We start from the raw sequence: 24265 nt of genomic DNA on the forward strand, positions 1-24265 counted from the left end.
CCTTTCTATGCCACAGCGTTCATATAATTTATTAGATACGATGTTTTTTCTGTTGCTATTTTTTCAGTTGAAGTTTGTTGAATTTGAGTTTCAATTTGTGCATAATATGCTTCAACTTTATTCAACTCTGATTTAATATTTTCAATTTCTTGATTATTGATTTCTCTTGCACATTGAATTTGAAATGCTTCAGCAATATCAATATATTTATTTTCTAATGTTAGCATTAGACTGTCAATTAACTTGCTAAGTTGTTCTTTTTTAGTAATTAAATAACGCATATAATCATCTAAATTTTTCATTTTTTCATCTAGCATTAAAAGGTAGTGCTTGATATTATTTCTTACTGTTGCTCTCAAAAACTGTTCAATATAACGTTCAACATAGTTCATAACTATCACCTTTTATAATAAGTTTTAAAATACCAAATGCGCTATGTATCTTCGTTGATGTCGATGATATGTTTGCTTAAAAACTACTTTATTACAACATATTTTTGAAATGACGCATTGATTGTGTTCTTAATTATTATAAAACAGTTCCGAAACCAATATGAATAGGCTCCGGAACTAAATGATGTTCATACTTTAGTCTTAGTATATGTTGAACTATTCTTCTTCAATTTTTGTCGTTAAAATCGGACCATCCTTAGTCACGATAACCGTATGCTCAATTTGAGCAACAAAACTTTTATCGCTCGTTTCAAAAGCCCATTCATTTTTACCTTCTGTAACAAATGATGCATTTGATGAGATAAACGGTTCAATAGCTAATACCATACCTTCAGTTAATAATGTTTTGTCTTTTGGATCAAAGTAATTAAGTACATGTGCTGGTGCTTCATGTAATGATAAACCAACACCATGACCTGTTAAGTTTTTAATGACTTTCAAATCATTTTGTCTAGCTGTATTATGCACCGCTTTACCAATGTTACTTAACTTAGTACCCGGTTTTACTTTTGCAATTGCATTCTCAAATGCCATCGTTGCTACGTCACATACTTTTTGTTTCATTGGATCATCTGATTCTCCAACGACAAATGAAATGCCTGTATCTGCATAATAGCCATTCTTCAAAGCCGATACATCAATATTTACTAAATCTCCTTCACGAATGACACGCTTACTTGGAATCCCATGTGCCACCTCTTCATTGACACTAATACACGTTTGACCAGGAAAATTTTCATCATGAATTGGCGCAGAAATAGCACCGTATTCTTCAAATAACTCTTTCGCAATATTATCAAGCTCTTTCGTAGTGATACCTGGTTTGGTTGCAGCTTGCATTGTATTGCGCACTTTAGCGCATATGTATCCAATTTCTTTTAACGCTTGTAATTCTTCTTCTGTTTTTACAATCATTTTATCCCGTTCCTTTTTTATATAATTATAACTTATTATAGCAAAAATTCTTTGATATACTAAAGATGTTACTTTAGTATTTTGGAAAGTGAGTGAGACATAGTGTGATAAAGAAAAAATATTTCTTTATCGTTGTACCCCAACTTGCATTGCCTGTAGAAATTGTAGATCCAATTTCTCTATGTTGGGGCCCCGCCAACCTGCACATTATCGTAAGCTGACTTTTCGTCAGCTTCTGTGTTGGGGCCCCGGACTATAATTGAAAAATGCTTGTTACAAGTGCATTTTATTTCAGTCAACTACTAACAATATAACATTGTGGAGCCCAGAACTTTGATTAATGTATATGAAAATCAAAGTAATGCTTAAGTATGATTATTTCAAATATTTTACATACATGAACTTTTCCAATGTACGATACTATTATTATAAAGCGCTCGCTAAGATTTTACGATGATTAGAGGTTAAAAAATGAACGATCAATGGTATAAACATTTAATTGGTGCCAGAACAATTAAAACTGGTATTGCCATTTTTTTAACAGCTGTCTTTTGTATGGCACTAGATTTAACACCCATCTATGCCATTTTAACAGCTGTAGTCACAATTGAACCAACTGCCAAGGCATCACTTATTAAAGGTTATCGTAGATTACCTGCTACGGTAATTGGTGCAGGCTTTGCAGTATTATTTACATATTTATTCGGCGATCAATCACCTTTTACATATGCATTGAGTGCAACGTTCACGATTTTATTCTGTACAAAACTCAAATTGCAAGTTGGTACGAATGTCGCTGTACTAACATCATTAGCTATGATTCCAGGTATTCATGATGCCTACATATTCAACTTTTTGTCTCGAACATTGACAGCAATTATTGGACTCGTGACATCAGGTTTAATTAACTTCATGGTGTTTCCACCTAAGTATTATGGTCAGGTCGAAGAAAAATTAAGTAAGACAGATGCCTTGATGTATAAATTATTTTACAATCGCTGCCAAGAACTTATCTTATCAAGACTGCAATCTGATAAAAGCGAAAAAGCATATAAAAATATTTTCAATTTAAACAATCAAGTTGAAACGTTAATAAGTTATCAACGTGATGAATTAAGCTATCATAAGAAAAAAGAATGTGATTGGAAATTACTCAATCAATTAACTAAACGTGCATATACGAATCGTTTGTTTATCACTCATTTATCAAATATCATTTACTTGCCTAAAAATACTCGTGTTAACTTTTCAGGTGACGAAAAAATGGCATTGCTAAAAATTAGTAGTAGCATCAAAGATATATTTTATGATGGTACTTTTAAGAGAGAAGATGATTCTGTAGAAACTTTACGTTCGACTATAAAAGCACTTGAAATTAGTGGTGAAAATCAAATTAAAAGTCATATACTATACGAAGTTCTAATGATTTATCGACTGCTAGACAGCAGATATGCTTAATTTAAGTACCTTATGCTAATTGGCACCATGGGAGTGGGACAGAAATGATATTTTCGTAAAATTTATTTCGTCGTCCCACCCCAACTCGCATTGCCTGTAGAATTTCTTTTCGAAATTCTCTGTGTTGGGACCCACACCCCAACTTGCATTGTCTGTAGAAATTGGGAATCCAATTTCTCTTTGTTGGGGCCCCTGACTAGAATTGAAAAAAGCTTGTTACAAGCGCATTTTCGTTCAGTCAACTACTGCCAATATAACTTCGTAGAGCATAGAACATTGATTTATGTCCCCGCCTCTTTTTATCGTATATAGCATGTCCCTTTTTAAAATTACAAGCATAAATATTCAGACTCAAATATAGCCACACGCCTAAACTACGGAGGGATGTGGCTGTCTTTTTTGATTGTAATTATGTATCAGATTTAAATCATTAATATAAAGAGGCTAATTCATTAATAAATTTAGTAAAATCTGATTTAGCAATATTTATCCTTAATGAAATACCAGATTCTGTTGCCATGTTTGAATGCCTTAAACCAGAATCAAAATCAATATAAATACAAAGCAGTTCTTGATTAAAATCAATAATTGTAAAATGTAAATCAGGTTCTATAAAATATATTTCAGTAACAGGATTGTCGTAATCCATATGTTTCAAATTGTCCATGTCACTATCAAAAAGTGCAAATTCAAATTTAACTTCTTGATCTTCGAAAGTTGCACTAGTGTCGAAATAATAAATTTTATTATCTTCTTCGATAACTACATCTTTTAAAATAAATGTTATCGATGTTTTGCTATGTAAATAAGATGCATCTCTTAAAATCACTTTAGTGGGCTTCATCGTCAAATTCCTTTCATCATTCATTTTTTCATGTTGCATAATCACCATTACTATTGATAATTCTAGGATAGATACTCATTGTATAATAATTATTCACTAGAACAAAAAAACACACATCAATTTGGTTGTTTCCATCCAAAATAATGTGTGTGTTTATACATATATGATTTATTACTAAACTTCATCGTTTATCAATATTAAATCCATTGATGCGATGTTCAGAGTTAACGAGATTTCTTCTGTCTATTTGCTCTGTCTATTAATACTTGTTTCGCTTGTATTTCCGCTTCATTATCTATTTCTTTAGGCTCAAACGGAATCCCCTTACGTTCACAAGCTTTTTCTAACAGATAATCAGTGATTTCGTAATTTTTAGGTAAAATTGGTCCGTGTAAATAAGTACCTAATAAATTTTTATAATGAATGCCTTCTTTTTTATCTTCATCATTATTACCATAACCAAAAGTAACATGACCAAGTGTACCGAAATCATGATATGTTCTACCACCGTGATTTTCAAAACCTACAATAGTTCCAAAAGTATCACTTTCGATAACAATATCTCCTGTTAATCGGTTTGTCTTTGATTCAGTATAAAAATCTAAAATACCTAACCCTTCTAATTCTGTACCATCAGGCGTGATATATTTTTTTCCTAAAAATTGATAGCCTCCACAAATTGTTAATCCCGGCATACCATCTTCAATCGCTTCTTTAAGTGGTGTCTTAATTTTACTTAATTCTTTTGTTGCTAATGCTTGTTCTCTATCACTTCCACCACCGATAAAGAAAATATCACATTCATCAAAGGTAATACCTTCTGTTTCATTGATTTCTACGACATTAACTTTAATATTTCGTTTTTTAGCACGTTGTCTTAAAGCAATAATATTTCCTATATCACTGTATAAATTCAATTTATCTGACATAAAATGATAAATAGTCAATTCATGCATATTATGATTGACCTCCTTCAAACGAACGGTTTAATTGTTCAAGCATAGGCGCTAATGATGTATAGTTTGGTATTGCAACTGTGAAACCTTTATAATCCATAGTCTTTGCCGTTGCTTTATAAATATCACGCTCAACTATAATTGGTACTTCAACCTCTGCTAACTTCAATCGCAATTGAAGTTCTTCTGCTCGTGTACCTGTCACGATGATAGCTTCAATTTGTTGCTTAGATAATTTTTCAAAATCTGCATCATAAATCCATGAAGTATCTCGACCATCTGCAGCGTTATCATTTAGCGAAATAACATACACTTTTTCGCCTTCTAATTGTTCACCAACTGATAAACTTGCATTCATTCCTGCAGGATTTTTAGCTAAATTGATCATCGCTTCTTTTCGTTCTTTTTTAAAGTACTGCATACGACCATTGTCTGATGTATACGTTTCAAAGCCATTTTTAATTGTTTGTTCATTTAACCCTAGCTCTCTTAAAACAGTATATGCTGCTAACGCGTTATAAGCGTTAAAGTCACCTGCAATTTTCATATCATATTTTTCATCATTGATATTTAAATATAAAAACGGTGCCACATCAAAACTTGATATTTCATATTTTGCTTGCTCTCGTTTGAAACCACACTGACAGTGATAATGACCAATTTGATTATAATGAATATAATCGTATTGCAATAAGCGACCACAGTTTGGACAATATCTACTTTCATTCATCGTACTTTGTTCAAATTCATGGGCATGTGCTTTCATACCATAGTACACAATCGTATCACTTGCGATTTTCAAACGACTCACAAATGGATCATCAGCATTTAGCAATAATTTGATGCCTTTATTACTAATTGTCTCTGCAATGTTATTAACCATAATATCAATTTCACCGAAGCGATCCATTTGATCTCTAAAGAAATTAGTAAATACCATCATTGAAGGTGTAACTTCTTTTAACACACGTGGAATCGAACCTTCATCAATTTCGATTACCGCAATTTTAGTCTTAGGTGTTGATTGCATGATGAATGCAGAAGTTATACCTGCAGCCATATTAGCACCTTCATTATTGTGTATAATTTGAATATTATTTGCTTTTAAAGTATGTCCAATTAAGTTTGAAGTCGTTGTTTTACCATTTGTTCCACTGATAAATACAATATCATCAACTTGCTCTGCTAATTTTCTTAATACATCTGTATCCACTTTTCTAGCGATTTGTCCAGGTAAATCTGTTCCTCTTTTACCTACTGCTCTACTTGCTTTACGCGCCAATTTCGCTAGATGGATTGCCGTCCACTGTCTCATGTGTTTCCTCCTCAAATTTCCACTCGCATCATTATAACATGACAAGGCAACTTCAAAAAAGTTTCTCAATCACAAATTGATACAGTGTTTCTAAATTATAATCATTCTCATTTAGATAATTAAAAATGATATTTATTCTCAATTAAATATCGCTAAATGATACATTTTCTCAATTAGAGTGCTAAAATAAGGTATTAAATTATAATTATTATTATTTACAATTGAGAATGAGTTTGTTATACTAAGTTTAATTCATAGTAATTTTAATTTACAAATAAGAGGTGTAACAAAATGTTAAGTAAAAATTTATTAGAAGCATTAAATGATCAAATGAACCATGAGTACTTTGCAGCACACGCATATATGGCAATGGCAGCATACTGTGATAAAGAATCGTACGAAGGATTTGCAAACTTCTTCATTCAACAAGCTAAAGAAGAACGTTTCCATGGACAAAAGATTTATAACTATATTAACGACAGAGGTGCACATGCAGAATTCAGAGCAGTTTCAGCACCAAAAATTGACTTTTCAAGCATACTAGAAACTTTCAAAGACAGCTTATCTCAAGAACAAGAAGTAACAAGACGTTTCTATAACTTATCTGAAATCGCTCGTCAAGATAAAGATTATGCAACTATCTCATTCTTAAACTGGTTCTTAGATGAACAAGTCGAAGAAGAATCAATGTTTGAAACTCACATCAATTATTTAACTCGTATCGGCGATGACAGCAATGCATTATATCTTTACGAAAAAGAACTTGGCGCTCGTACATTCGACGAAGAATAATTAAACATCACTACAATAGACAGATAAATATCATACGACATGATAGGCATTTGGGTCACTTACAATAACCCAATGTCTATATTATTTTGCTTTACGGAGATCACTAGATTCATTTTCTGAATCATTGATCTGCGTTTTTTCATTTTCAAGGCTAATTATTGTATTTTTAGTCATTTATTTTTTAAACTACTAATGTTAATAACTCTAAATTTGATGTTGAATTAATTTGACCGATTTTAAAGCATATCATCATTTACTTTTTAATCAGAGTTACATCCAAATGATAGATTTCACGTTATACCTTCACGTATAATATTATGTATCGTTTGTAAGCAAATGACTAAAAGTCTATTAATATATACATTTAATTAATTGAAAGGATTGACTACATGATACAAGATGCGTTTGTTGCACTTGATTTTGAAACAGCAAATGGTAAACGTACAAGTATTTGTTCTGTCGGAATGGTTAAAGTCATTGATAGTCAAATAACAGAAACATTTCATACTCTTGTGAATCCGCAAGACTATTTTTCACAACAAAATATTAAAGTTCATGGCATACAACCAGAAGATGTTGAAAATGCACCTACGTTTGACTACGTATTTCCATATATGATGCAATTTATTGCAGATTTACCTGTTGTCGCACATAACGCGGCATTTGATATGAACGTCTTACATCAAAGCATTCAAAATATTGGTTTACCAACTCCAAATTTAACTTACTTTTGTAGTTATCAACTTGCTAAAAGAACCGTTGATTCGTATCGATACGGTTTAAAACATATGATGGAGTTTTATCAATTAGATTTTCATGGTCATCATGATGCATTGAATGATGCCAAAGCATGCGCAATGATTACTTTTAGGCTACTGAAAAATTATGAAAATTTAACATATGTAACTAATATTTATGGTAAAAATCTAAAAGATAAAGGCTAGGACTAAATAAAATACTCCCTTCAAAAGTAAGCATTGTAAAAATGTAAACTTTGCAGGGAGCTTTATTTTATATAAAGTCATATATCGTCATATTTTTATAAGTTGATTGTTCTAAATTACCTACAGTGACACCAATAAGTCGAATTGGTACATCTGGGTCTTTTAAATCGTTATAAAGTAAATATGCAATATTATAAATATCTTCTTCAGAACTAACCGAATCTCTTAAACTCATCTGTTTAGATAGCGTTTCAAATTGATAAGTTTTAATTTTAACCGTTACAGTTTTAGCTGACTTCTGTAATTTATTTAGACGTTCAGCTGTTTTACCTGACAATTCCCATACTTTTCTTAAAATCTCTTCATCATCATTCACGTCTGTTGCAAATGTGCGTTCAGTCCCTACTGATTTTCTTACTCTTGATGATTTCACTTCACTATGGTCAATACCGCGTGCCTTGTTATATAAACCCCGACCTCTTTTTCCAAACAAACGTATTAATTCAAATTCCGTTTTCTCATATAAATCTCTACCGTTAAAAATACCATTATCATGCATTACTTTTTTGGAAGCTTTACCTACGCCTGGAAAATCTCCAATATCCAATGTCATCAAAATATCATGGACATTTTGATAATCAATCACAGTCAAACCATCAGGTTTATTCATACCACTCGCTAATTTAGCTAAAAATTTGTTATAAGAAACACCTGCAGATGCTGTTAAATGTGTCTGCTCTAGAATATCTTTTCTAATATACTGAGCAATTTTCGAAGCAGGAAGGTCTGGTCTCACTAATTCTGTAATATCTAAATACGCTTCATCCAATGACATCGGTTCTACCTTATCTGTATAACTTCGGAAAATAGACATAATCTGCGCAGATGTTTCTCGGTAAGCACCAAAATTACTTGTGACAAAGTATCCATTTGGACATAATTTATGCGCTTGTGACATAGGCATTGCTGAATGGACGCCGTATTTTCGTGCTTCATAGGATGCCGTAGAGACAACACCCCTACTGCTTGCTTTACCACCAACAATGACTGGTTTCCCTTTCAATTTGGGGTTATCTCTCATTTCGACTTGTGCAAAAAAATAGTCCATATCTATATGAATAATTCGTCTCTCAGTCAAGTGCTCACCTCCCTACTAATTTTTACTTTTATAACGCACAAAAATATCTCAACATAATTATACGCTGTGTACGATTTTTTTACATAAATCTTGCACTTAGCGATAACTATATTGAGATAACTACAAGTTGTTATAAAATCAATTGCTATTTAAGCATGATGATGAAGACGATTGAGTAAGAAAACATAGGTAATCTGAAATAATTCAAGCAAATTCATTTTGTTGGTATTATCATATTAAAATTTATTATTGAGTCGGCTTTTGATGATACAAATAAATACTATCTTCATCTTGTTGAACATATTTAAAACTACTAGATATTGTTAATGCAACAAGCAGAATATCTATAAAGCAATAAGCGGTATGCATACTAAACATAAAAATAAGTGATGAATAACCAAATACCTTAATTAAAATAAGCAAGCCAGTACTTAATAAGATTAGTGGTGACAGCATAATAATTGAGAATTGCCATTTGTTGAAGCAAGCATCTGCTGTTTGGAATAAGATTCTGTCTTTTTTTATATTAAACATAGGTTTGCTATCTTTTTTAAATAAAAGAAATAATGCTCTATGGATAAGTTCATGTAAAATCAATAAAATAATGAATCCAGCAAACCCATATACAAGATTGATGATGATATTTTGATCGACAACCGCTGTGACACCTAACGCCCACTTATACGTAAATAAAATCACGAATAACGCAATAACAAGTTGCAAGATAATAAACCTTCGCATTTGAAAATTATTTGTCGTTAAATCAATTTTATGCATTACCAACCCTCCCGATCATGACATTCTTATTCTTCTTTAAATATAGTATACAATGTCACATTTAATTTAAAAAGTTCATATCAAGAAAGTAAATTGGCTGTAATAAAATTTTAATATACGACTTCTTTCTTCACTTATTAAGGCGAAATTTTATCTCAAATCATGTGCGCTATTTCAAATTGAATAATGCCACTGTCTCAACATGTGTTGTTTGTGGAAACATATCTACCGGTGTTACCTCTTCAAGTTGATATTTTTCAGCTAATAATAATGCATCACGTTGCTGTGTTGCGGGATTACATGAAATATAGACAATACGCTTAGGTTCTAATGTAAGCAAAGTCTGAATAAACGTTTCGTCACAGCCCTTTCTTGGCGGATCAACCATTACAACATCTGGTTTAATCCCTTGTGCTTTCCATTGTAAAATAACTTCTTCAGCTTTCCCACAGACAAAAGTTGTATTATTGCATTGGTTTATAGTCGCATTTTGTTGTGCGTCTTCAATTGAAGAAGGTACTACTTCAACACCGTATACATGTTTTGCATGTGGTGCCATATATAGCCCTATTGTTCCAATACCACAATAGGTATCTAATACAACTTCATTACCTGTCAATTGCGCATACTCAATTGCTTTATTATATAATTTCTCTGTTTGTTCAGAATTAATTTGGTAGAATGACTGATCACTTATTTTAAATGTACTATCTGTTAATTGATCAATAATTGTATCTTTACCATATAGCGTTATAGATTGACGTCCCATAATAACATTAGAGTGGCTATCATTAATGTTTTGTTTAATGCTTGTCACATTAGGAAATGCATCTAATATCTTCTCAACAACAGCATTTTTTTGTGGCCACTTTTTACCATTAGTTACAAAAATAATCATCATTTCGTCTGTATGATATCCTGTTCTTACAACCAAATGTCTCATTAAACCTTTTTTCAATTGTTCTTGATAAATACTTACATTTAAATCTTTTAAAATAGATTTAACTTCATTCATCACTTCTTGATGTTGTGAATCTTGTATTAAACAACTTTCCATGTCAATAATGTCATGGCTTCTTTGACGATAAAAGCCCATAATAACTTCATTCTGTTCATTCTTACCAACTGGAATCTGGGACTTGTTTCGATATCTCCAAGGATCTGTCATGCCAACTGTATCGTTAATCTTAGAATTATCAAAATGCGCTTTTCGCTGAAACAAATTAATCACTTGTTCCTTTTTCATTTCAAGTTGTGCTTCGTATGATAAGTGTTGAAGTTGGCACCCACCACAACGTTCATAATATATACATGGCGGTGCAACACGATTCTCACTTCTCGTATTTATATTAAGCAACTTACCTATCGCAAAGTTCTTTTTTACTTTGATAATTTTATATTCAATTTGTTCATTAATTAAAGCTTGTGGTATGAAAATAGGAAAGCGATCTATTTTTACAACACCATGGCCTTCATGCGTTAAATCAACAACTGTTCCCGTTTTTATGTCATTTTTAGCTATTGCTTGCAAAATTTTACCTCCAAAATGAACAGGTTAGGAACAAAATTATGCGCTTCCTAACCTGCCATTATATATTTCACTATTTCTGTTTATTCTTCGATTAAATTGTCATCAACATGATCATTATTTATTAACTCTTCATTTACAATATCATTAGGTGCAAAGACATCTATATGACGTTCTAGATTTAAGAAATTCGCTGGTAATTTACCACCATATTCTCCATCTACATTTAGTTGTAAGTCTGTGAATGATGAAATATTAATTGCCTTTGCTTTTTCATAAATAACTTTAGGATGCTTAGTATGTTCTCCTCTTGAAGCTAAAGTCATAATATGACCAAGTTCTGCAAGGTTTGATTTTTCAACTATAATTAACGTAAAATAGCCGTCATCTAACTTAGCGTCCGGCACTAATTTTTCAAATCCTGCCATTGAATTTGTTAAACCTAAAAAGAATAATAATGCTTCTCCTTGGAAAACATTACCATCATATTCAATTCTTAAATCTACAGCTTTCATTTGAGGTAACATTTCGAAACCTTTGATGTAATAAGCAAATGGACCAACAATAGATTTCAATTTACTCGGTGTTTCATAAGAGACTTGCGTCAATTGTCCGCCTGCAGCTAAATTAATAAAGTATCGATTATTCATTTTACCAATATCTACTTTAGTAGAATGACCTTCAATGATGACATCAAGTGCCCCCATGATGTCATTAGGTATATGCAATGCACGTCCAAAGTCATTAACAGTACCCATAGGAATGACACCTAGCTTAGGACGATTAGGCTTTTCTGCGATACCATTAACTACTTCATTTAATGTTCCATCACCACCTGCAGCGATTAATACATCATAATTTTCATGCATAGCTCTTTCTGCTTCAAGTGTGGCATCACCTATTTTCTCGGTTGCATATGCACTCGTTTCATATCCCGCTTTTTCTAATTTTATTAAGGCATCAGGTAATTCTCTTTTAAATAGCTCTTTACCTGATGTCGGGTTATAAATGATTCTAGCACGTTTCCTCATATCTTATCCCTCTACTTAAAATTCATATATTTTAACTTCATCTTTGTTTCGTCTAATAGGGAGTGGGACAGAAATAATATTTAACAAAATTTATTTCGTTCTACCCCAACTTGCATTGTCTGTAGAATTTCCTTTCGAAATTCTCTTTGTTTGGGGCCCCACCCCAACTTGCACATTATTGTAAGCTGACAGAAAGTCAGCTTCTATGTTGGGGCCCCGCCAACTTGCACATTATTGTAAGCTGACAGAAAGTCAGCTTCTATGTTGGGGCCCCACTAGAATTGAAAAAAGCTTGTTACAAGCGTATTTTCTTTCAGTCAACTACTGCCAATATAACATTGTAGTGCCTAGGACATTGAATTTATGACCCAGGCTCAGTCTTATTTCATCATTCTTAATATCGTTAAAGACCAACTTGTATCTTAAACAAATACTATCTCAATATGTACAAAGCTTGTTATTTATTCAGCATTTTTTGCCGTTCTTCATTATATAGACTTCGTCAGTTATGCTATTTTACCTTTAAAATGATGTTGTAAATATAATGTTGTCTTTATACAAAAATGTTTTATACCTTTTTATTATACAGTTTGCCTTAATATAATTAAAGCTAACGCATTAATAAAATTAATATTTTTACCATTAACATGTACAATGAATAAAGTTAAAAGTAATATGACTTCTATAGATATAAATAAACCCTCGATTGCATCTAAGTCAGCAATCAAGGGTTTATTTTTTAAATCTTCATAGTTTGATGATTTAAATTATCTTTTATCTAATTCTTGTTTTAATAGTTGATTTACTAATTGTGGATTAGCTTGACCTTTAGACGCTTTCATAATTTGACCAACTAAGAAGCCCATAGCTTTGCCTTTACCATTTTTGTAATCTTCAACTGATTGTTCGTTATTGTCTAATGCTTCATTTACAAATTTTAGAAGTGTTGCTTCATCAGAAATTTGAACTAAGCCATTATCTTCCATAATCTGTTTAGCATTACCACCTTTAGCTGCTAACTCTGGGAAGACTTTCTTCGCAATTTTACTGCTCATTGTTCCGTCTTCGATAAGTTTAATCATACCTGCTAAATTTTCTGGTGTTAATTTAGTATCTAATAATTCTACTTGATTTTTATTTAAATATTCGTTTACGCCACCCATTAACCAGTTAGATGTTAATTTAACATCTGCACCGTGTTCAATTGTTGATTCAAAGAAATCTGACATTTCTTTAGTCAATGTTAATACGTGTGCATCGTATGCAGGTAAACCTAATTCATTTACATACTTAGCCTTACGCTCATCTGGTAATTCAGGAATTGTCTGACGAACACGCTCTTTCCAAGCATCATCAATATATAAAGGTACAATGTCAGGCTCTGGGAAGTAACGGTAATCATCAGAACCTTCTTTAACACGCATTAAAATTGTTTTACCTGTAGATTCATCAAATCGACGTGTTTCTTGTCCGATTTCTCCACCATTTAACAATTCTTCTTCTTGGCGTTTTTCTTCATATTCTAAACCTTTACGTACATAGTTAAATGAGTTTAAGTTTTTCAATTCGGCTTTAGTACCAAATTTTTCTTGACCATATGGACGCAAAGAGATGTTAGCATCACAACGTAAAGATCCCTCTTCCATCTTAACGTCTGATACACCAGTGTATTGAATAATTGAACGTAATTTTTCTAAATATGCATATGCTTCTTTAGGTGAACGAATATCTGGTTCAGATACGATTTCAATTAGCGGTGTACCTTGACGGTTCAAGTCAACTAATGAATACTCACCTTTATGTGTTGACTTACCAGCATCTTCTTCCATGTGAAGACGAGTAATACCGATTCGTTTTGTTTCACCGTCGACTTCGATATCGATATATCCATTTTCACCAATTGGTTGATCAAATTGAGAAATTTGATATGCTTTTGGATTATCTGGATAGAAATAGTTCTTACGGTCAAACTTAGATTCTGTTGCGATTTCCATATTTAGTGCCATTGCAGCACGCATTGCCCAGTCTACTGCACGCTTATTAACAACTGGTAAGACACCTGGATATGCTAAGTCGATAACATTTGTATTTGAGTTAGGTTCTGCTCCAAAATGCGCTGGTGATGGAGAAAACATTTTTGAGTCCGTTTTTAACTCTACGTGAACTTCAAGTCCTATAACTGTTTCAAAATGCATGATTTCCACTCCTTATAATTTTTCATAAACGTCATGTAAATTGTATTGTGTTTCATATTGATAAGCGACACGATATAACGTTTTTTCATCGAATGGTTTACCAATGAACTGTAAACCGATTGGTCGGCCATTTGATTGTCCACAAGGAACAGAAATACCAGGTAATCCAGCTAAGTTTACTGGTGTTGTTAATAAATCATTGGCATACATTGTTAATGGATCATCAATTTCTTCACCTAAATTAAACGCAGTTGTAGGCGCTGTTGGACCAACTACTACATCATAATTTTCGAATACTTTATCAAAGTCATTTTTAATCAATGTTCTAACTTTTTGAGATTTTTTATAGTAAGCATCGTAGTAACCTGAACTTAATGCAAATGTACCTAAGAAAATACGACGTTTTACTTCTTTACCGAAACCTTCAGATCTTGACATTTTATATAATTCTTCTAATGAATGAGCTTCTTTAGAATGATAACCATAACGAATTCCGTCAAAACGAGAAAGGTTTGACGAAGCTTCTGATGATGCAATCACGTAATATGATGGAATACCAAATTTAGTATTTGGCAATGATACTTCCTCAACGACAGCACCTAAAGATTTTAAAGTTTCTACAGCGTTTTGAACTGCTTCTTTTACGTCATCAGCTACACCTTCACCTAAGTATTCTTTAGGTAATGCAACTTTTAATCCTTTAATATCTTTACCAATTTCAGATGTAAAGTCTACATCATCAACTGGTGCACTTGTAGAGTCATTAACATCTGCACCAGAAATAGCTTCTAATACGATTGCATTATCTTTTACATTTCGAGTCAATGGACCAATTTGGTCTAATGAAGATGCAAAAGCAACTAATCCAAATCGAGATACACGACCGTATGTTGGTTTCATACCGACAACGCCACAATATGCAGCCGGTTGTCTAATTGAACCACCTGTGTCTGAACCTAAGCTAAATGGTACTAAGCCAGCTGCAACTGCTGCTGCAGATCCACCTGATGAACCACCTGGTACTGCTTTATGGTCAAATGGGTTAACTGTTTTTTTGAAATAAGATGTTTCTGTTGAACCACCCATTGCAAACTCATCCATATTTAATTTACCGATTAAAACGGCATTCTCTTTATGTAGTTTTTCCATTACAGTAGATTCGTAAATTGGCACAAAACCTTCTAACATTTTACTTGCACATGTTGTTTCTAATCCGTTTGTAATAATGTTATCTTTTATACCCATTGGAATACCAAATAATTTGCCATCCATTTGATCTTTTGCTTGTAATTCATCCAATTCTTGCGCTTTTTTGATTGCATTTTCTTTATCCAGCGCTAGAAAAGACTTAATTGTTGGATCAGTCTCTTCAATTGCATCATATATATCTTTAACAACATCAGATGGTTTGATTTTTTTGTCTTTTATTAAAGTTAATAAATTCTCAACCGATTCGTAGCGAATGCTCATCTTACGCGTCCTCCTCATTCATGATTGTAGGCACTTTAAATTGTCCATCTTCTGTTTCTTTGGCATTTTTCAAAGCTAATTCTTGCGGAATACCTTTAATTGCTTTATCTTCACGTAAAACGTTTTGTAAATCTAAAACGTGATATGTAGGTTCAACGCCTTCTGTATCAGCGCTATCATTTTGTTTTGCAAAATCTAAAATGCTTTCTAATGTGTTGGCCATTTCTTCCGTTTCTTCAGGAGAAATTTGAAGTCTTGCAAGATTCGCGATATGCTCAACTTCTTCACGTGTTACTTTTGTCATTAATAAAAGCCTCCTTTAAGTCATTCATCACTAAATTGTATCAAATTTCCAATTAAAAATCTAAGTATTTATGAGGTGCTACTTTAATTTCATATAAACTGTATAAACATTATCATTCGTTTATCAAATCATTTTTTATGAAAACAACACTCTTTTAATATTAGACAACCCAATTCAATATTATGATTATGCAATTTTAATTATAAAAATTTGCTCATATCCAAAAAATACGAAAGCGCTTCCTATATTGGTATGCAAGTATTTCAAAAAGAATAAATTTAATTTTCCTACTTTTCTAAACATTTATCTTTATGTATAATGTTTTCAAGTAACTAAATTATAAATTAAATAAAGGGAGTGTTTATCATGCTTACAATGGGGACAGCATTAAGTCAACAAGTAGATGCCAATTGGCAAACTTATATTATGATTGCCGTCTACTTCTTGATACTAATCGTTATTGGCTTTTACGGTTACAAGCAAGCAACTGGTAACCTAAGCGAGTACATGTTAGGTGGACGTAGTATTGGACCGTATATTACTGCATTATCAGCTGGAGCTTCAGATATGAGTGGATGGATGATTATGGGGCTACCTGGTTCTGTCTATAGCACTGGTCTATCAGCTATGTGGATTACAATCGGTTTAACATTAGGTGCTTATATAAATTACTTTGTTGTTGCTCCTAGACTTCGTGTTTATACCGAATTAGCTGGAGATGCAATTACATTACCAGATTTCTTTAAAAATCGTTTAAACGATAAAAATAATGTGTTAAAGATTATTTCTGGATTGATTATCGTAGTATTCTTTACATTATATACACATTCTGGTTTCGTATCTGGTGGTAAATTATTTGAAAGTGCTTTTGGATTAGATTATCATTTCGGTTTAATATTAGTTGCTTTCATTGTCATTTTCTATACTTTCTTTGGTGGATATTTAGCTGTATCAATTACAGATTTCTTCCAAGGTGTCATTATGTTAATTGCGATGGTTATGGTCCCTATTGTTGCTATGATGAATTTAAACGGCTGGGGAACGTTTCATGATGTAGCAGCTATGAAACCTACAAATTTAAATTTATTTAAAGGGTTATCATTTATAGGAATTATCTCTCTATTTTCATGGGGATTAGGTTATTTCGGTCAACCTCATATCATTGTAAGGTTTATGTCTATTAAATCACACAAGATGCTACCTAAAGCTAGACGTTTAGGTATTAGCTGGATGGCTGTTGGTTTATTAGGCGCTGTGGCTGTTGGTTTAACAGGTATTGCATTCGTACCTGCTTATCATATTAAACTAGAAGATCCTGAGACATTATTCATCGTGATGAGTCAAGTACTCTTCCATCCTCTTGTAGGTGGTTTCTTACTTGCTGCGATTCTAGCTGCAATTATGAGCACGATTTCTTCACAATTACTTGTAACATCTAGTTCACTAACGGAAGACTTTTATAAATTAATTCGTGGTGAAGAAAAAGCTAAAACGCACCAAAAAGAATTTGTTATGATTGGAAGATTATCTGTATTAGTTGTAGCAATTGTTGCCATCGCGATTGCATGGAATCCAAACGACACAATTCTAAACTTAGTAGGTAACGCTTGGGCCGGATTTGGTGCATCGTTCAGTCCACTTGTGCTATTTGCACTTTACTGGAAAGGTTTGACACGTGCCGGTGCTGTAAGTGGAATGGTTTCAGGTGCCTTAGTCGTTATCGTTTGGATTGCGTGGATTAAACCATTGGCACATATCAACGAAATATTCGGCTTATATGAAATTATTCCTGGATTTATTGTAAGTGTAATCGTTACATATGTTGTAAGTAAACTTACTAAAAAACCTGGTGCATTTGTTGAAACTGACTTAAACAAAGTTCGTGACATCGTTAGAGAAAAATAATTCATAAGTCTTAACAAATTAAAAAGGTACTAATGTTAATCAAAATTATGACTAACATTGGTACCTTTTTATTATCTTTAATTTACAATTAATTACTGTAAATATGAACTTGCGGTTCTTTGTCATCTTTTGTCTTACTAATTAAAGCACGTGGTTGGTTACCATCTTTAATACGAATTTCATAGTTATCGATTTTATCGAAATATTTATTCGCTTGTTCAGTAACGTACTGTGTAATACCAATTGTTTCAGCTTGTCCATAGTAATCGATTGGTAAATCTACTACTAATCGTTGTGGCTTTTTATCAACAAATTTAACTTTCCCTACTGCTTGTGTGAAATTAGAAAAATATGATTGCAAATTATCATTAAATTGCTTGAAATTATTATTTAAATTTTCATCATAATCTGCTGCTGTTGAAGAAGGTAATAAAGCTGATTTTTCATTGATATTATGCCATTCATTAAGCTTTGTTTGACTCTTTTCTGCAGTCGCTTGAGTGATAAATTCACCTGGTGTGATTGAATCTTCACTTGATTGCTTATAAATTGCAAAATGAATTGGTATATCTTTTAAATCATCATTTTCACGTAACCTTGATAATATCTCACTAGCCATTTGTTTACCTTGCTTTTTAACTTCGCTATCATCTAGTTTTTTACTAAAAGTCGGTCCATCTTTTTCTTTTTTATAGTAATAAACACTATTCATAGCTAAACCAATCGTCATACCTTTAATATTCTTACCTTTTGTATCTCTACCACCATAAAAATCTTGCTCTAAAATGTTAGATAAATAGGCTGGTGATTTTTCTGCAATCTTTTCAGGATTTGTTTCACCTTCGTGTGATGGATTAAGTCCTAAATTTTCATTCGCTTTCTTGTCTTTTTTATCTTTTTCAGACATCTTATCGATTTCACGTTTTGTATACTTAGGATTTAAATAGGCATTAATTGTTTTCTTGTCCAAAAATTGACCATCTTGATACAAATATTTATCTGTTGGAAATACTTCTTTACTTAAGTTCAATAAACCATCTTCAAAGTCGCCGCCATTATAACTATTTGCCATGTTATCTTGTAAAAGTCCTCTTGCCTGGCTTTCTTTAAATGGTAACAATGTACGATAGTTATCACCTTGTACATTTTTATCCGTAGCAATTTCTTTTACTTGATTTGAACTATTGTTATGTTTTTGATTATCTTTTCCAGCCTGGTCATCCTTATGGTTACCACAAGCAGCGAGTATAAAGATAGCTGTAATCAATAATACTAATGTACGCTTCATCGACATACCCCTCTAACTATTTAATTCATTTTGCTTATCTACAAATTGTTGCTCTGTCCAAATTTCAATACCTAAACTTTGTGCTTTTGTTAATTTTGAACCTGCATCTTCACCAGCAATAACGACATCTGTATTTTTAGTAACGCTACTTGTAACTTTAGCACCTTGTGATGCAAGCCATTTAGATGCTTCATTGCGTGTCATTTGATGTAGCTTACCAGTCAGTACTATCGTTTTACCACTAAATTCAGGATGTCCTTCAATATCTGATGTTTTGATACCTTTATAAATCATATTAACATGTTTATCTTTTAATTTTTGAATTAAAGCACGAATATCTTCATTTTCTAAATAAGTAACTACAGATTGTGCTACTTTATCACCTATATCATGAATTTCTACTAATTCCGCTTCAGTTACCGTTAGTAATCGATCTATCGTTTCATATTTTTCTGCTAACACTTGGCTCGCTTTAACACCTAAATGCCTAATACCTAGACCAAATAATAAATTTTCTAAAGAGTTGTCCTTAGCTTGTTGAATGGCAGCTAATAAATTATCAACTTTTTTCTGCCCCATTCTATCTAAAGGTAATAAATCTTCTTCTGTTAAATAGAAAATATCAGCAACATCTTTAATTAATTCGCTTTGATAAAGCTGTTGAATAATTTTAGTGCCTAAACCATCAATATTCATGGCTTGTCTTGATACAAAGTGAATTAATCCTTCAACAAGTTGTGCTTGGCATTTTGGATTAATGCAACGAAGTGCTACTTCGCCTTCAATACGTACTAATTCATGTCCACAACTTGGACAATGGGTTGGCATATGATATGTGACAGCATCCTCAGGTCTACGTTCTGGAATACTACGTACAACTTCAGGTATGATGTCACCTGCTTTTTTCACTACAACACTATCACCAATTCGAATATCTCTGTCATGAATTAAATCCTCATTGTGCAAAGATGCTCTTGATACAGTTGTACCAGCTACTTTTACTGGTTCTAAAATAGCAGTAGGTGTGACTACACCTGTTCGTCCAATACTTAATTCAATATCTAATAATTTAGTTACTACTTCCTCAGCTGGAAATTTATAAGCAATGGCCCATCTAGGAGATTTTTGTGTGAATCCCATCTCATCCTGTTGATCTAAATCATTAACCTTAATAACAATCCCATCAATATCATAAGGTAATGACTCTCTTTGGCTTGTCCATTTTTCAATATACTCTAAAACACCATCGATATTATTTACACGCGCTCTATTTTTATTCGTTGTAAAACCTAATTTATCTAACTCATCTAATGCTTCACTTTGCGAACGCGCATTGAAATCAGTGAAATCATTGACACTATATATAAATACGCTTAGCTTTCGTTTTGCCGTTAATTTAGAATCTAACTGTCTTAATGATCCCGCAGCAGCGTTTCTTGGATTTGCAAATAACTGCTCATCATTTTTTTCTTTTTCTTCATTTAATCGTAAAAATGAACGTCTCGGCATATATGCTTCACCACGAACTTCTACATTTAATGGTTCTTTCATTTTCAAAGGTATCGCATGAATTGTTTTTAAATTTTCGGTAATATCTTCACCTGTTGTTCCATCACCACGTGTTAAACCTTGAACGAAGTATCCATCAACATATTTCAATGATACTGCTAAGCCATCAATTTTTAATTCGCACATATATTCAACGTTGCCAATTTGTTCACGTATGCGTTGGTCGAATTTTCTCAAATCATCCTCATTAAATGCATTCCCTAAACTTAACATTGGCGTGTCATGGTTGACTTTTTTGAAAGAGGCTTGGGCTTCACCGCCAACTCTAACTGTTGGAGAATCTACAGTCTTATACTCAGGATGCTCCTCTTCTATTTTAATCAGTTCATGAAGTAATTTGTCATATTCACTATCTGGTACAGATGGATTATCCTCTACATAGTATTCATAACTGTATTGATTTAATAAATCATGTAACTCGTTCACACGAGACGATAAATCAGCCATCCCTTAATCCTCCTTTTTTTCAATTGGTGCAAATTGCGCTAACAAACGTTTTGGCCCTTGTGATTTAAAGATAATATCTAGTTCGATTGAGCCATTTTTCTCGTTTACATTACTCACCATGCCTTCTCCCCAGGCTTTATGCATCACTTTGTCACCTACATTCCAATCAGATGACGATACTTGTTTTTTCGTTGACGTTGTTCGTTGACTAAATCCGCGTTTAGCAAAAGGTTTTGCCTTAGGTTGTATCGTTTGTCGTTTGCCACTTGAATGATTTTCTAATAGTGATTCTGGAATTTCCTTTAAAAATCTAGATGGCATATTCGACTGAGGGCGACCAAATAACATTCTTGATGTCGCATGAGTGATATATAACACCTCTTCAGCCCTTGTAATTGCTACATAACAAATACGACGTTCTTCTTGCATTTCGTGATCATCTTCACTCTTAATCGCTCTAATATGTGGGAATAAAGATTCTTCCATCCCCATTATAAAGACGATTGGAAATTCAAGGCCCTTAGCCGAGTGCATCGTCATTAGTGTTACGCCATTTTCAGTATCTGCCTCATCAATATCAGCTACTAACGATAAATCCGTTAAAAAGTTAATTAATGACTGTTCTTCTAATGGGGTATTTTCCTCATAGTCTTTTGGTACTGACATAAATTCATCGATGTTTTCTAATCTACTTCGAGATTCTAGTGTATTTTCACGTTCAAGCATTTCTCGGTAGCCAGACTTTTGTAATACTTCATCAACTATTTCATGAATTTCTAAAAATTCTTGTTCTTTTATCAAGCTTTGGATTAACTCGTAAAAATTAAGACACTCTTGTGTCACCTTTTTTGACAATCCGATAAAATCAGCTTCTCCAAGTGCATCAAACATACTGATATTGTTTTGAAGTGCATAGTTTTGAACTTTTTCAACAGATGAAGGACCTACACCTCTTTTTGGAACATTAATAATACGTTGCAAACTAATGTCATCATTACTATTGGCAATTATACGCAAATAACTTAATAAATCTTTGATTTCTTTACGGTCATAGAACTTTTGGCCACCAACCATTGTGTATGGCATATTAGATTTCATGAATGTTTCCTCAAGTACACGTGATTGTGCATTTGTTCTATATAAAATTGCCATATCTTGATATTTCTTACCATTACGTTGATGCTTCATAATTTCTCGTATTACAAATTCCGCTTCATCACGTTCTGTCATTGCTTCATAGTAATGAATTTTCTCACCATTCGTATTTGCAGTCCACAGTCCTTTTGGCTTACGTTCAGAATTATTTTTAATCACTTCGTTAGCCGCATTTAAAATCGTTTTCGTCGAACGATAATTTTGCTCTAAAAAGATTGTATTCGCTTCTGGGTAGTCTTTTTCAAATGATAAGATATTTTGAATATCAGCACCACGCCAACCATAAATTGACTGATCTGAGTCACCTACAACACATAAGTTTTTAAACTTACTTGCTAATAATTTAACTAATGTATATTGTGCTTTATTAGTATCTTGATACTCATCTACATGAATATATTGGAATTTGTTCTGATAATATTCTAGAACTTCTGGTACACGCTCAAATAAGTTAATCGTTGTCATAATAAGGTCATCAAAATCTAACGCTTCATTACGCGACAATTGGCGTTGATATCCACTATAAACCGTTGCTACCATTTGCGAGTGATAATCTGTGGCTTCTTTTTGAGCATCTGCAGGTGTTTTAAGTTCATTTTTCAAATTACTGATCGCACCGATAAACATACGAGGTTCAAACTTTTTACTATCAATATTTTCATTTTTTAAGACGTCTTTAATAACAGATTTTTGGTCTGTAGGATCAATTATCGTAAAATTGCGTTCTATACCTATTCGATCTGCATCACGACGTAAAATACGAACACACATTGAGTGGAATGTTGACATCCAAATAACTTCTGCTTGATCACCTACTAATTTTTGAACACGTTCTTTCATTTCTCTTGCAGCTTTATTTGTAAAAGTAATAGCCAAAACATTGTATGGTGAGACATCTTTTTCGTCTAATAAATAAGCAATTCTATGTGTTAAAACACGTGTCTTCCCTGAACCAGCACCTGCCATAATTAACAATGGTCCTTCTGTTGTCTTTACAGCTTCACTTTGCTCTGTATTCATATGATTTAATAACGCATTCATTTACTAGACTCCTTTATTTTTACTGTTTTTAAAGCTTTTTTAATATCTTTATAAATAATATCACCGACGATAATTGTATCTGCAATAGCTGCCATCTCTGTCGCTTGTTGTTCTGAGGAAATACCGCCACCATAAAAAAGTTGCGTTTCTGTTAGATGTTCTGAGACAGCTTGAACCTTTGATACGTCGCCATAAATGCCACTATACTCTATATACATAACCGGTAATCGATACATATGATTGACCATTTGGGCATATGCTTCTAAATCTTCTGTTGTTAAATCTGTATTTGCTTTGGTATGTTTTGCCACTTTGCTATCAGCATTGCACACGACATACCCTTCAAATATTACTTCTTCAAAATCTATACTATGTCCATATGTTTTAAGCGCTTCTAATAATGTACCATTGTGAAATGCAACATCTGTACTGTTCAGTACTGTAGGTACAAAATAAAAATCAAAACCAGGCATTACACTTTCGATATTTGATATTTCAAGTACTAAAGGCAATGGGTATCTTCTTATTCTGCTCATTAAATGAATGACATTATCTTCAGTAACGTCATCAGTTCCACCAATCATAATTGCATCTGTTTGAGACATACAAATCGCATCTAAATCATCATCTGAAATATGTTTAGCTGGGTCTAATTTAAAAATATGGCGCCATTTTTTAATGTCATACATTTTCCGAAACTCCTTTTTTAACATACATATGATTATAGCATTTTTAAGTGTC

At 32.7% G+C, this 24265-nt stretch carries 23 protein-coding genes; 4 read left to right on the forward strand and 19 right to left on the reverse strand.

All coding sequences use genetic code 11. From position 1 onward, the window contains the following. Positions 1–5: 5 nt before the first annotated feature. Positions 6–392 (reverse strand): hypothetical protein, encoded by a 387-nt coding sequence (locus NSS86_RS08300; protein ID WP_001110179.1) that lies wholly within the window; start codon positions 390–392, stop codon positions 6–8. A 216-nt stretch (positions 393–608) separates the two neighbouring features. Continuing rightward, positions 609–1367 carry a type I methionyl aminopeptidase gene (gene map, locus NSS86_RS08305; protein ID WP_000636142.1) on the reverse strand — a complete coding sequence of 253 codons (759 nt, stop codon included), beginning with the start codon at positions 1365–1367 and terminating at the stop codon, positions 609–611. Between the two features lie 471 nt (positions 1368–1838). Here map and NSS86_RS08310 point away from each other — a divergent pair, with 471 nt between their 5' ends. Then, positions 1839–2825: an aromatic acid exporter family protein gene (locus NSS86_RS08310; RefSeq protein ID WP_000999717.1), complete on the forward strand. Its 987-nt coding sequence runs from the start codon at positions 1839–1841 to the stop codon at positions 2823–2825. Between the two features lie 430 nt (positions 2826–3255). Here NSS86_RS08310 and NSS86_RS08315 read toward each other — a convergent pair whose 3' ends face one another. From NSS86_RS08315 to murT, 4 genes are all read right to left on the reverse strand, one after another. Next, positions 3256–3669, reverse strand: coding sequence for a hypothetical protein (locus NSS86_RS08315; RefSeq protein WP_001557448.1), 414 nt, complete (start codon positions 3667–3669; stop codon positions 3256–3258). Positions 3670–3697: 28 nt separating this feature from the next. Further along, positions 3698–3808, reverse strand: coding sequence for a hypothetical protein (locus NSS86_RS08320; protein WP_001790257.1), 111 nt, complete (start codon positions 3806–3808; stop codon positions 3698–3700). A gap of 85 nt (positions 3809–3893) precedes the next feature. Beyond that, positions 3894–4625, reverse strand: coding sequence for a type 1 glutamine amidotransferase (locus tag NSS86_RS08325; protein ID WP_000544969.1), 732 nt, complete (start codon positions 4623–4625; stop codon positions 3894–3896). Between the two features lies 1 nt (position 4626). Further along, the gene (gene murT / locus NSS86_RS08330) at positions 4627–5940 is read right to left on the reverse strand and encodes a lipid II isoglutaminyl synthase subunit MurT (RefSeq protein ID WP_001250343.1); all 1314 of its coding nucleotides are present in this window, start codon (positions 5938–5940) and stop codon (positions 4627–4629) included. A 291-nt stretch (positions 5941–6231) separates the two neighbouring features. Between murT and ftnA the strand changes: the two genes are divergently transcribed. Then, a complete protein-coding gene (gene ftnA / locus NSS86_RS08335; protein WP_000949467.1) occupies positions 6232–6732 on the forward strand; it encodes an H-type ferritin FtnA in 501 nt (166 codons plus the stop codon). An 81-nt stretch (positions 6733–6813) separates the two neighbouring features. Here the strand turns inward: ftnA and NSS86_RS08340 are convergent, their stop codons facing one another. Further along, positions 6814–6906 carry a hypothetical protein gene (locus NSS86_RS08340; RefSeq protein ID WP_001790679.1) on the reverse strand — a complete coding sequence of 31 codons (93 nt, stop codon included), beginning with the start codon at positions 6904–6906 and terminating at the stop codon, positions 6814–6816. A 215-nt stretch (positions 6907–7121) separates the two neighbouring features. Here NSS86_RS08340 and NSS86_RS08345 point away from each other — a divergent pair, with 215 nt between their 5' ends. Next, positions 7122–7676, forward strand: coding sequence for a 3'-5' exonuclease (locus NSS86_RS08345; protein ID WP_000613738.1), 555 nt, complete (start codon positions 7122–7124; stop codon positions 7674–7676). A 67-nt stretch (positions 7677–7743) separates the two neighbouring features. Here NSS86_RS08345 and dinB read toward each other — a convergent pair whose 3' ends face one another. The 8 genes from dinB to gatC form a co-directional block, all read right to left on the reverse strand. Further along, positions 7744–8814, reverse strand: a complete 1071-nt coding sequence (gene dinB, locus NSS86_RS08350; protein WP_000140172.1) for a DNA polymerase IV — start codon at positions 8812–8814, stop codon at positions 7744–7746. Positions 8815–9060: 246 nt separating this feature from the next. Beyond that, positions 9061–9591 (reverse strand): DUF3267 domain-containing protein, encoded by a 531-nt coding sequence (locus NSS86_RS08355; protein ID WP_000548781.1) that lies wholly within the window; start codon positions 9589–9591, stop codon positions 9061–9063. Positions 9592–9760: 169 nt separating this feature from the next. After that, entirely contained in the window at positions 9761–11122 is a 1362-nt protein-coding gene (gene rlmD / locus NSS86_RS08360; protein WP_001147865.1) for a 23S rRNA (uracil(1939)-C(5))-methyltransferase RlmD, read from the reverse strand. A gap of 80 nt (positions 11123–11202) precedes the next feature. Further along, positions 11203–12150, reverse strand: a complete 948-nt coding sequence (locus tag NSS86_RS08365) for a diacylglycerol kinase (RefSeq protein ID WP_001231451.1) — start codon at positions 12148–12150, stop codon at positions 11203–11205. Positions 12151–12731: 581 nt separating this feature from the next. Then, on the reverse strand, positions 12732–12878 hold the full coding sequence (locus NSS86_RS08370) for a hypothetical protein (RefSeq protein ID WP_001789566.1): 147 nt from the start codon (positions 12876–12878) through the stop codon (positions 12732–12734). A 39-nt stretch (positions 12879–12917) separates the two neighbouring features. Continuing rightward, positions 12918–14345 carry an Asp-tRNA(Asn)/Glu-tRNA(Gln) amidotransferase subunit GatB gene (gene gatB / locus NSS86_RS08375; protein WP_000545370.1) on the reverse strand — a complete coding sequence of 476 codons (1428 nt, stop codon included), beginning with the start codon at positions 14343–14345 and terminating at the stop codon, positions 12918–12920. 12 nt (positions 14346–14357) lie between these two features. After that, on the reverse strand, positions 14358–15815 hold the full coding sequence (gatA, locus tag NSS86_RS08380) for an Asp-tRNA(Asn)/Glu-tRNA(Gln) amidotransferase subunit GatA (RefSeq protein WP_000027917.1): 1458 nt from the start codon (positions 15813–15815) through the stop codon (positions 14358–14360). A gap of 1 nt (position 15816) precedes the next feature. Further along, entirely contained in the window at positions 15817–16119 is a 303-nt protein-coding gene (gene gatC / locus NSS86_RS08385) for an Asp-tRNA(Asn)/Glu-tRNA(Gln) amidotransferase subunit GatC (protein ID WP_000170162.1), read from the reverse strand. Between the two features lie 366 nt (positions 16120–16485). On the opposite strand from gatC, the gene putP reads away from it, so the two are divergent. Beyond that, positions 16486–18024, forward strand: a complete 1539-nt coding sequence (gene putP, locus NSS86_RS08390) for a sodium/proline symporter PutP (RefSeq protein ID WP_000957020.1) — start codon at positions 16486–16488, stop codon at positions 18022–18024. A gap of 88 nt (positions 18025–18112) precedes the next feature. On the opposite strand, the gene NSS86_RS08395 is transcribed toward putP, so the two are convergent. The 4 genes from NSS86_RS08395 to NSS86_RS08410 are packed head-to-tail and all read right to left on the reverse strand — an operon-like array spanning position 18113 to position 24213. Beyond that, the gene (locus NSS86_RS08395; RefSeq protein WP_339302206.1) at positions 18113–19312 is read right to left on the reverse strand and encodes a CamS family sex pheromone protein; all 1200 of its coding nucleotides are present in this window, start codon (positions 19310–19312) and stop codon (positions 18113–18115) included. A gap of 12 nt (positions 19313–19324) precedes the next feature. After that, positions 19325–21328 (reverse strand): NAD-dependent DNA ligase LigA, encoded by a 2004-nt coding sequence (gene ligA, locus NSS86_RS08400; protein ID WP_000774556.1) that lies wholly within the window; start codon positions 21326–21328, stop codon positions 19325–19327. 3 nt (positions 21329–21331) lie between these two features. Beyond that, positions 21332–23524 (reverse strand): DNA helicase PcrA, encoded by a 2193-nt coding sequence (pcrA, locus tag NSS86_RS08405; protein WP_000992924.1) that lies wholly within the window; start codon positions 23522–23524, stop codon positions 21332–21334. Then, a complete protein-coding gene (locus NSS86_RS08410; RefSeq protein ID WP_000272056.1) occupies positions 23521–24213 on the reverse strand; it encodes a heptaprenylglyceryl phosphate synthase in 693 nt (230 codons plus the stop codon). Before NSS86_RS08410 ends, pcrA begins: the two co-directional genes overlap by 4 nt. Positions 24214–24265: the final 52 nt, after the last annotated feature.

Origin of the sequence: Staphylococcus sp. FSL W8-0056, from assembly GCF_037963075.1 — a bacterium.
Lineage (GTDB): Bacteria > Bacillota > Bacilli > Staphylococcales > Staphylococcaceae > Staphylococcus > Staphylococcus aureus.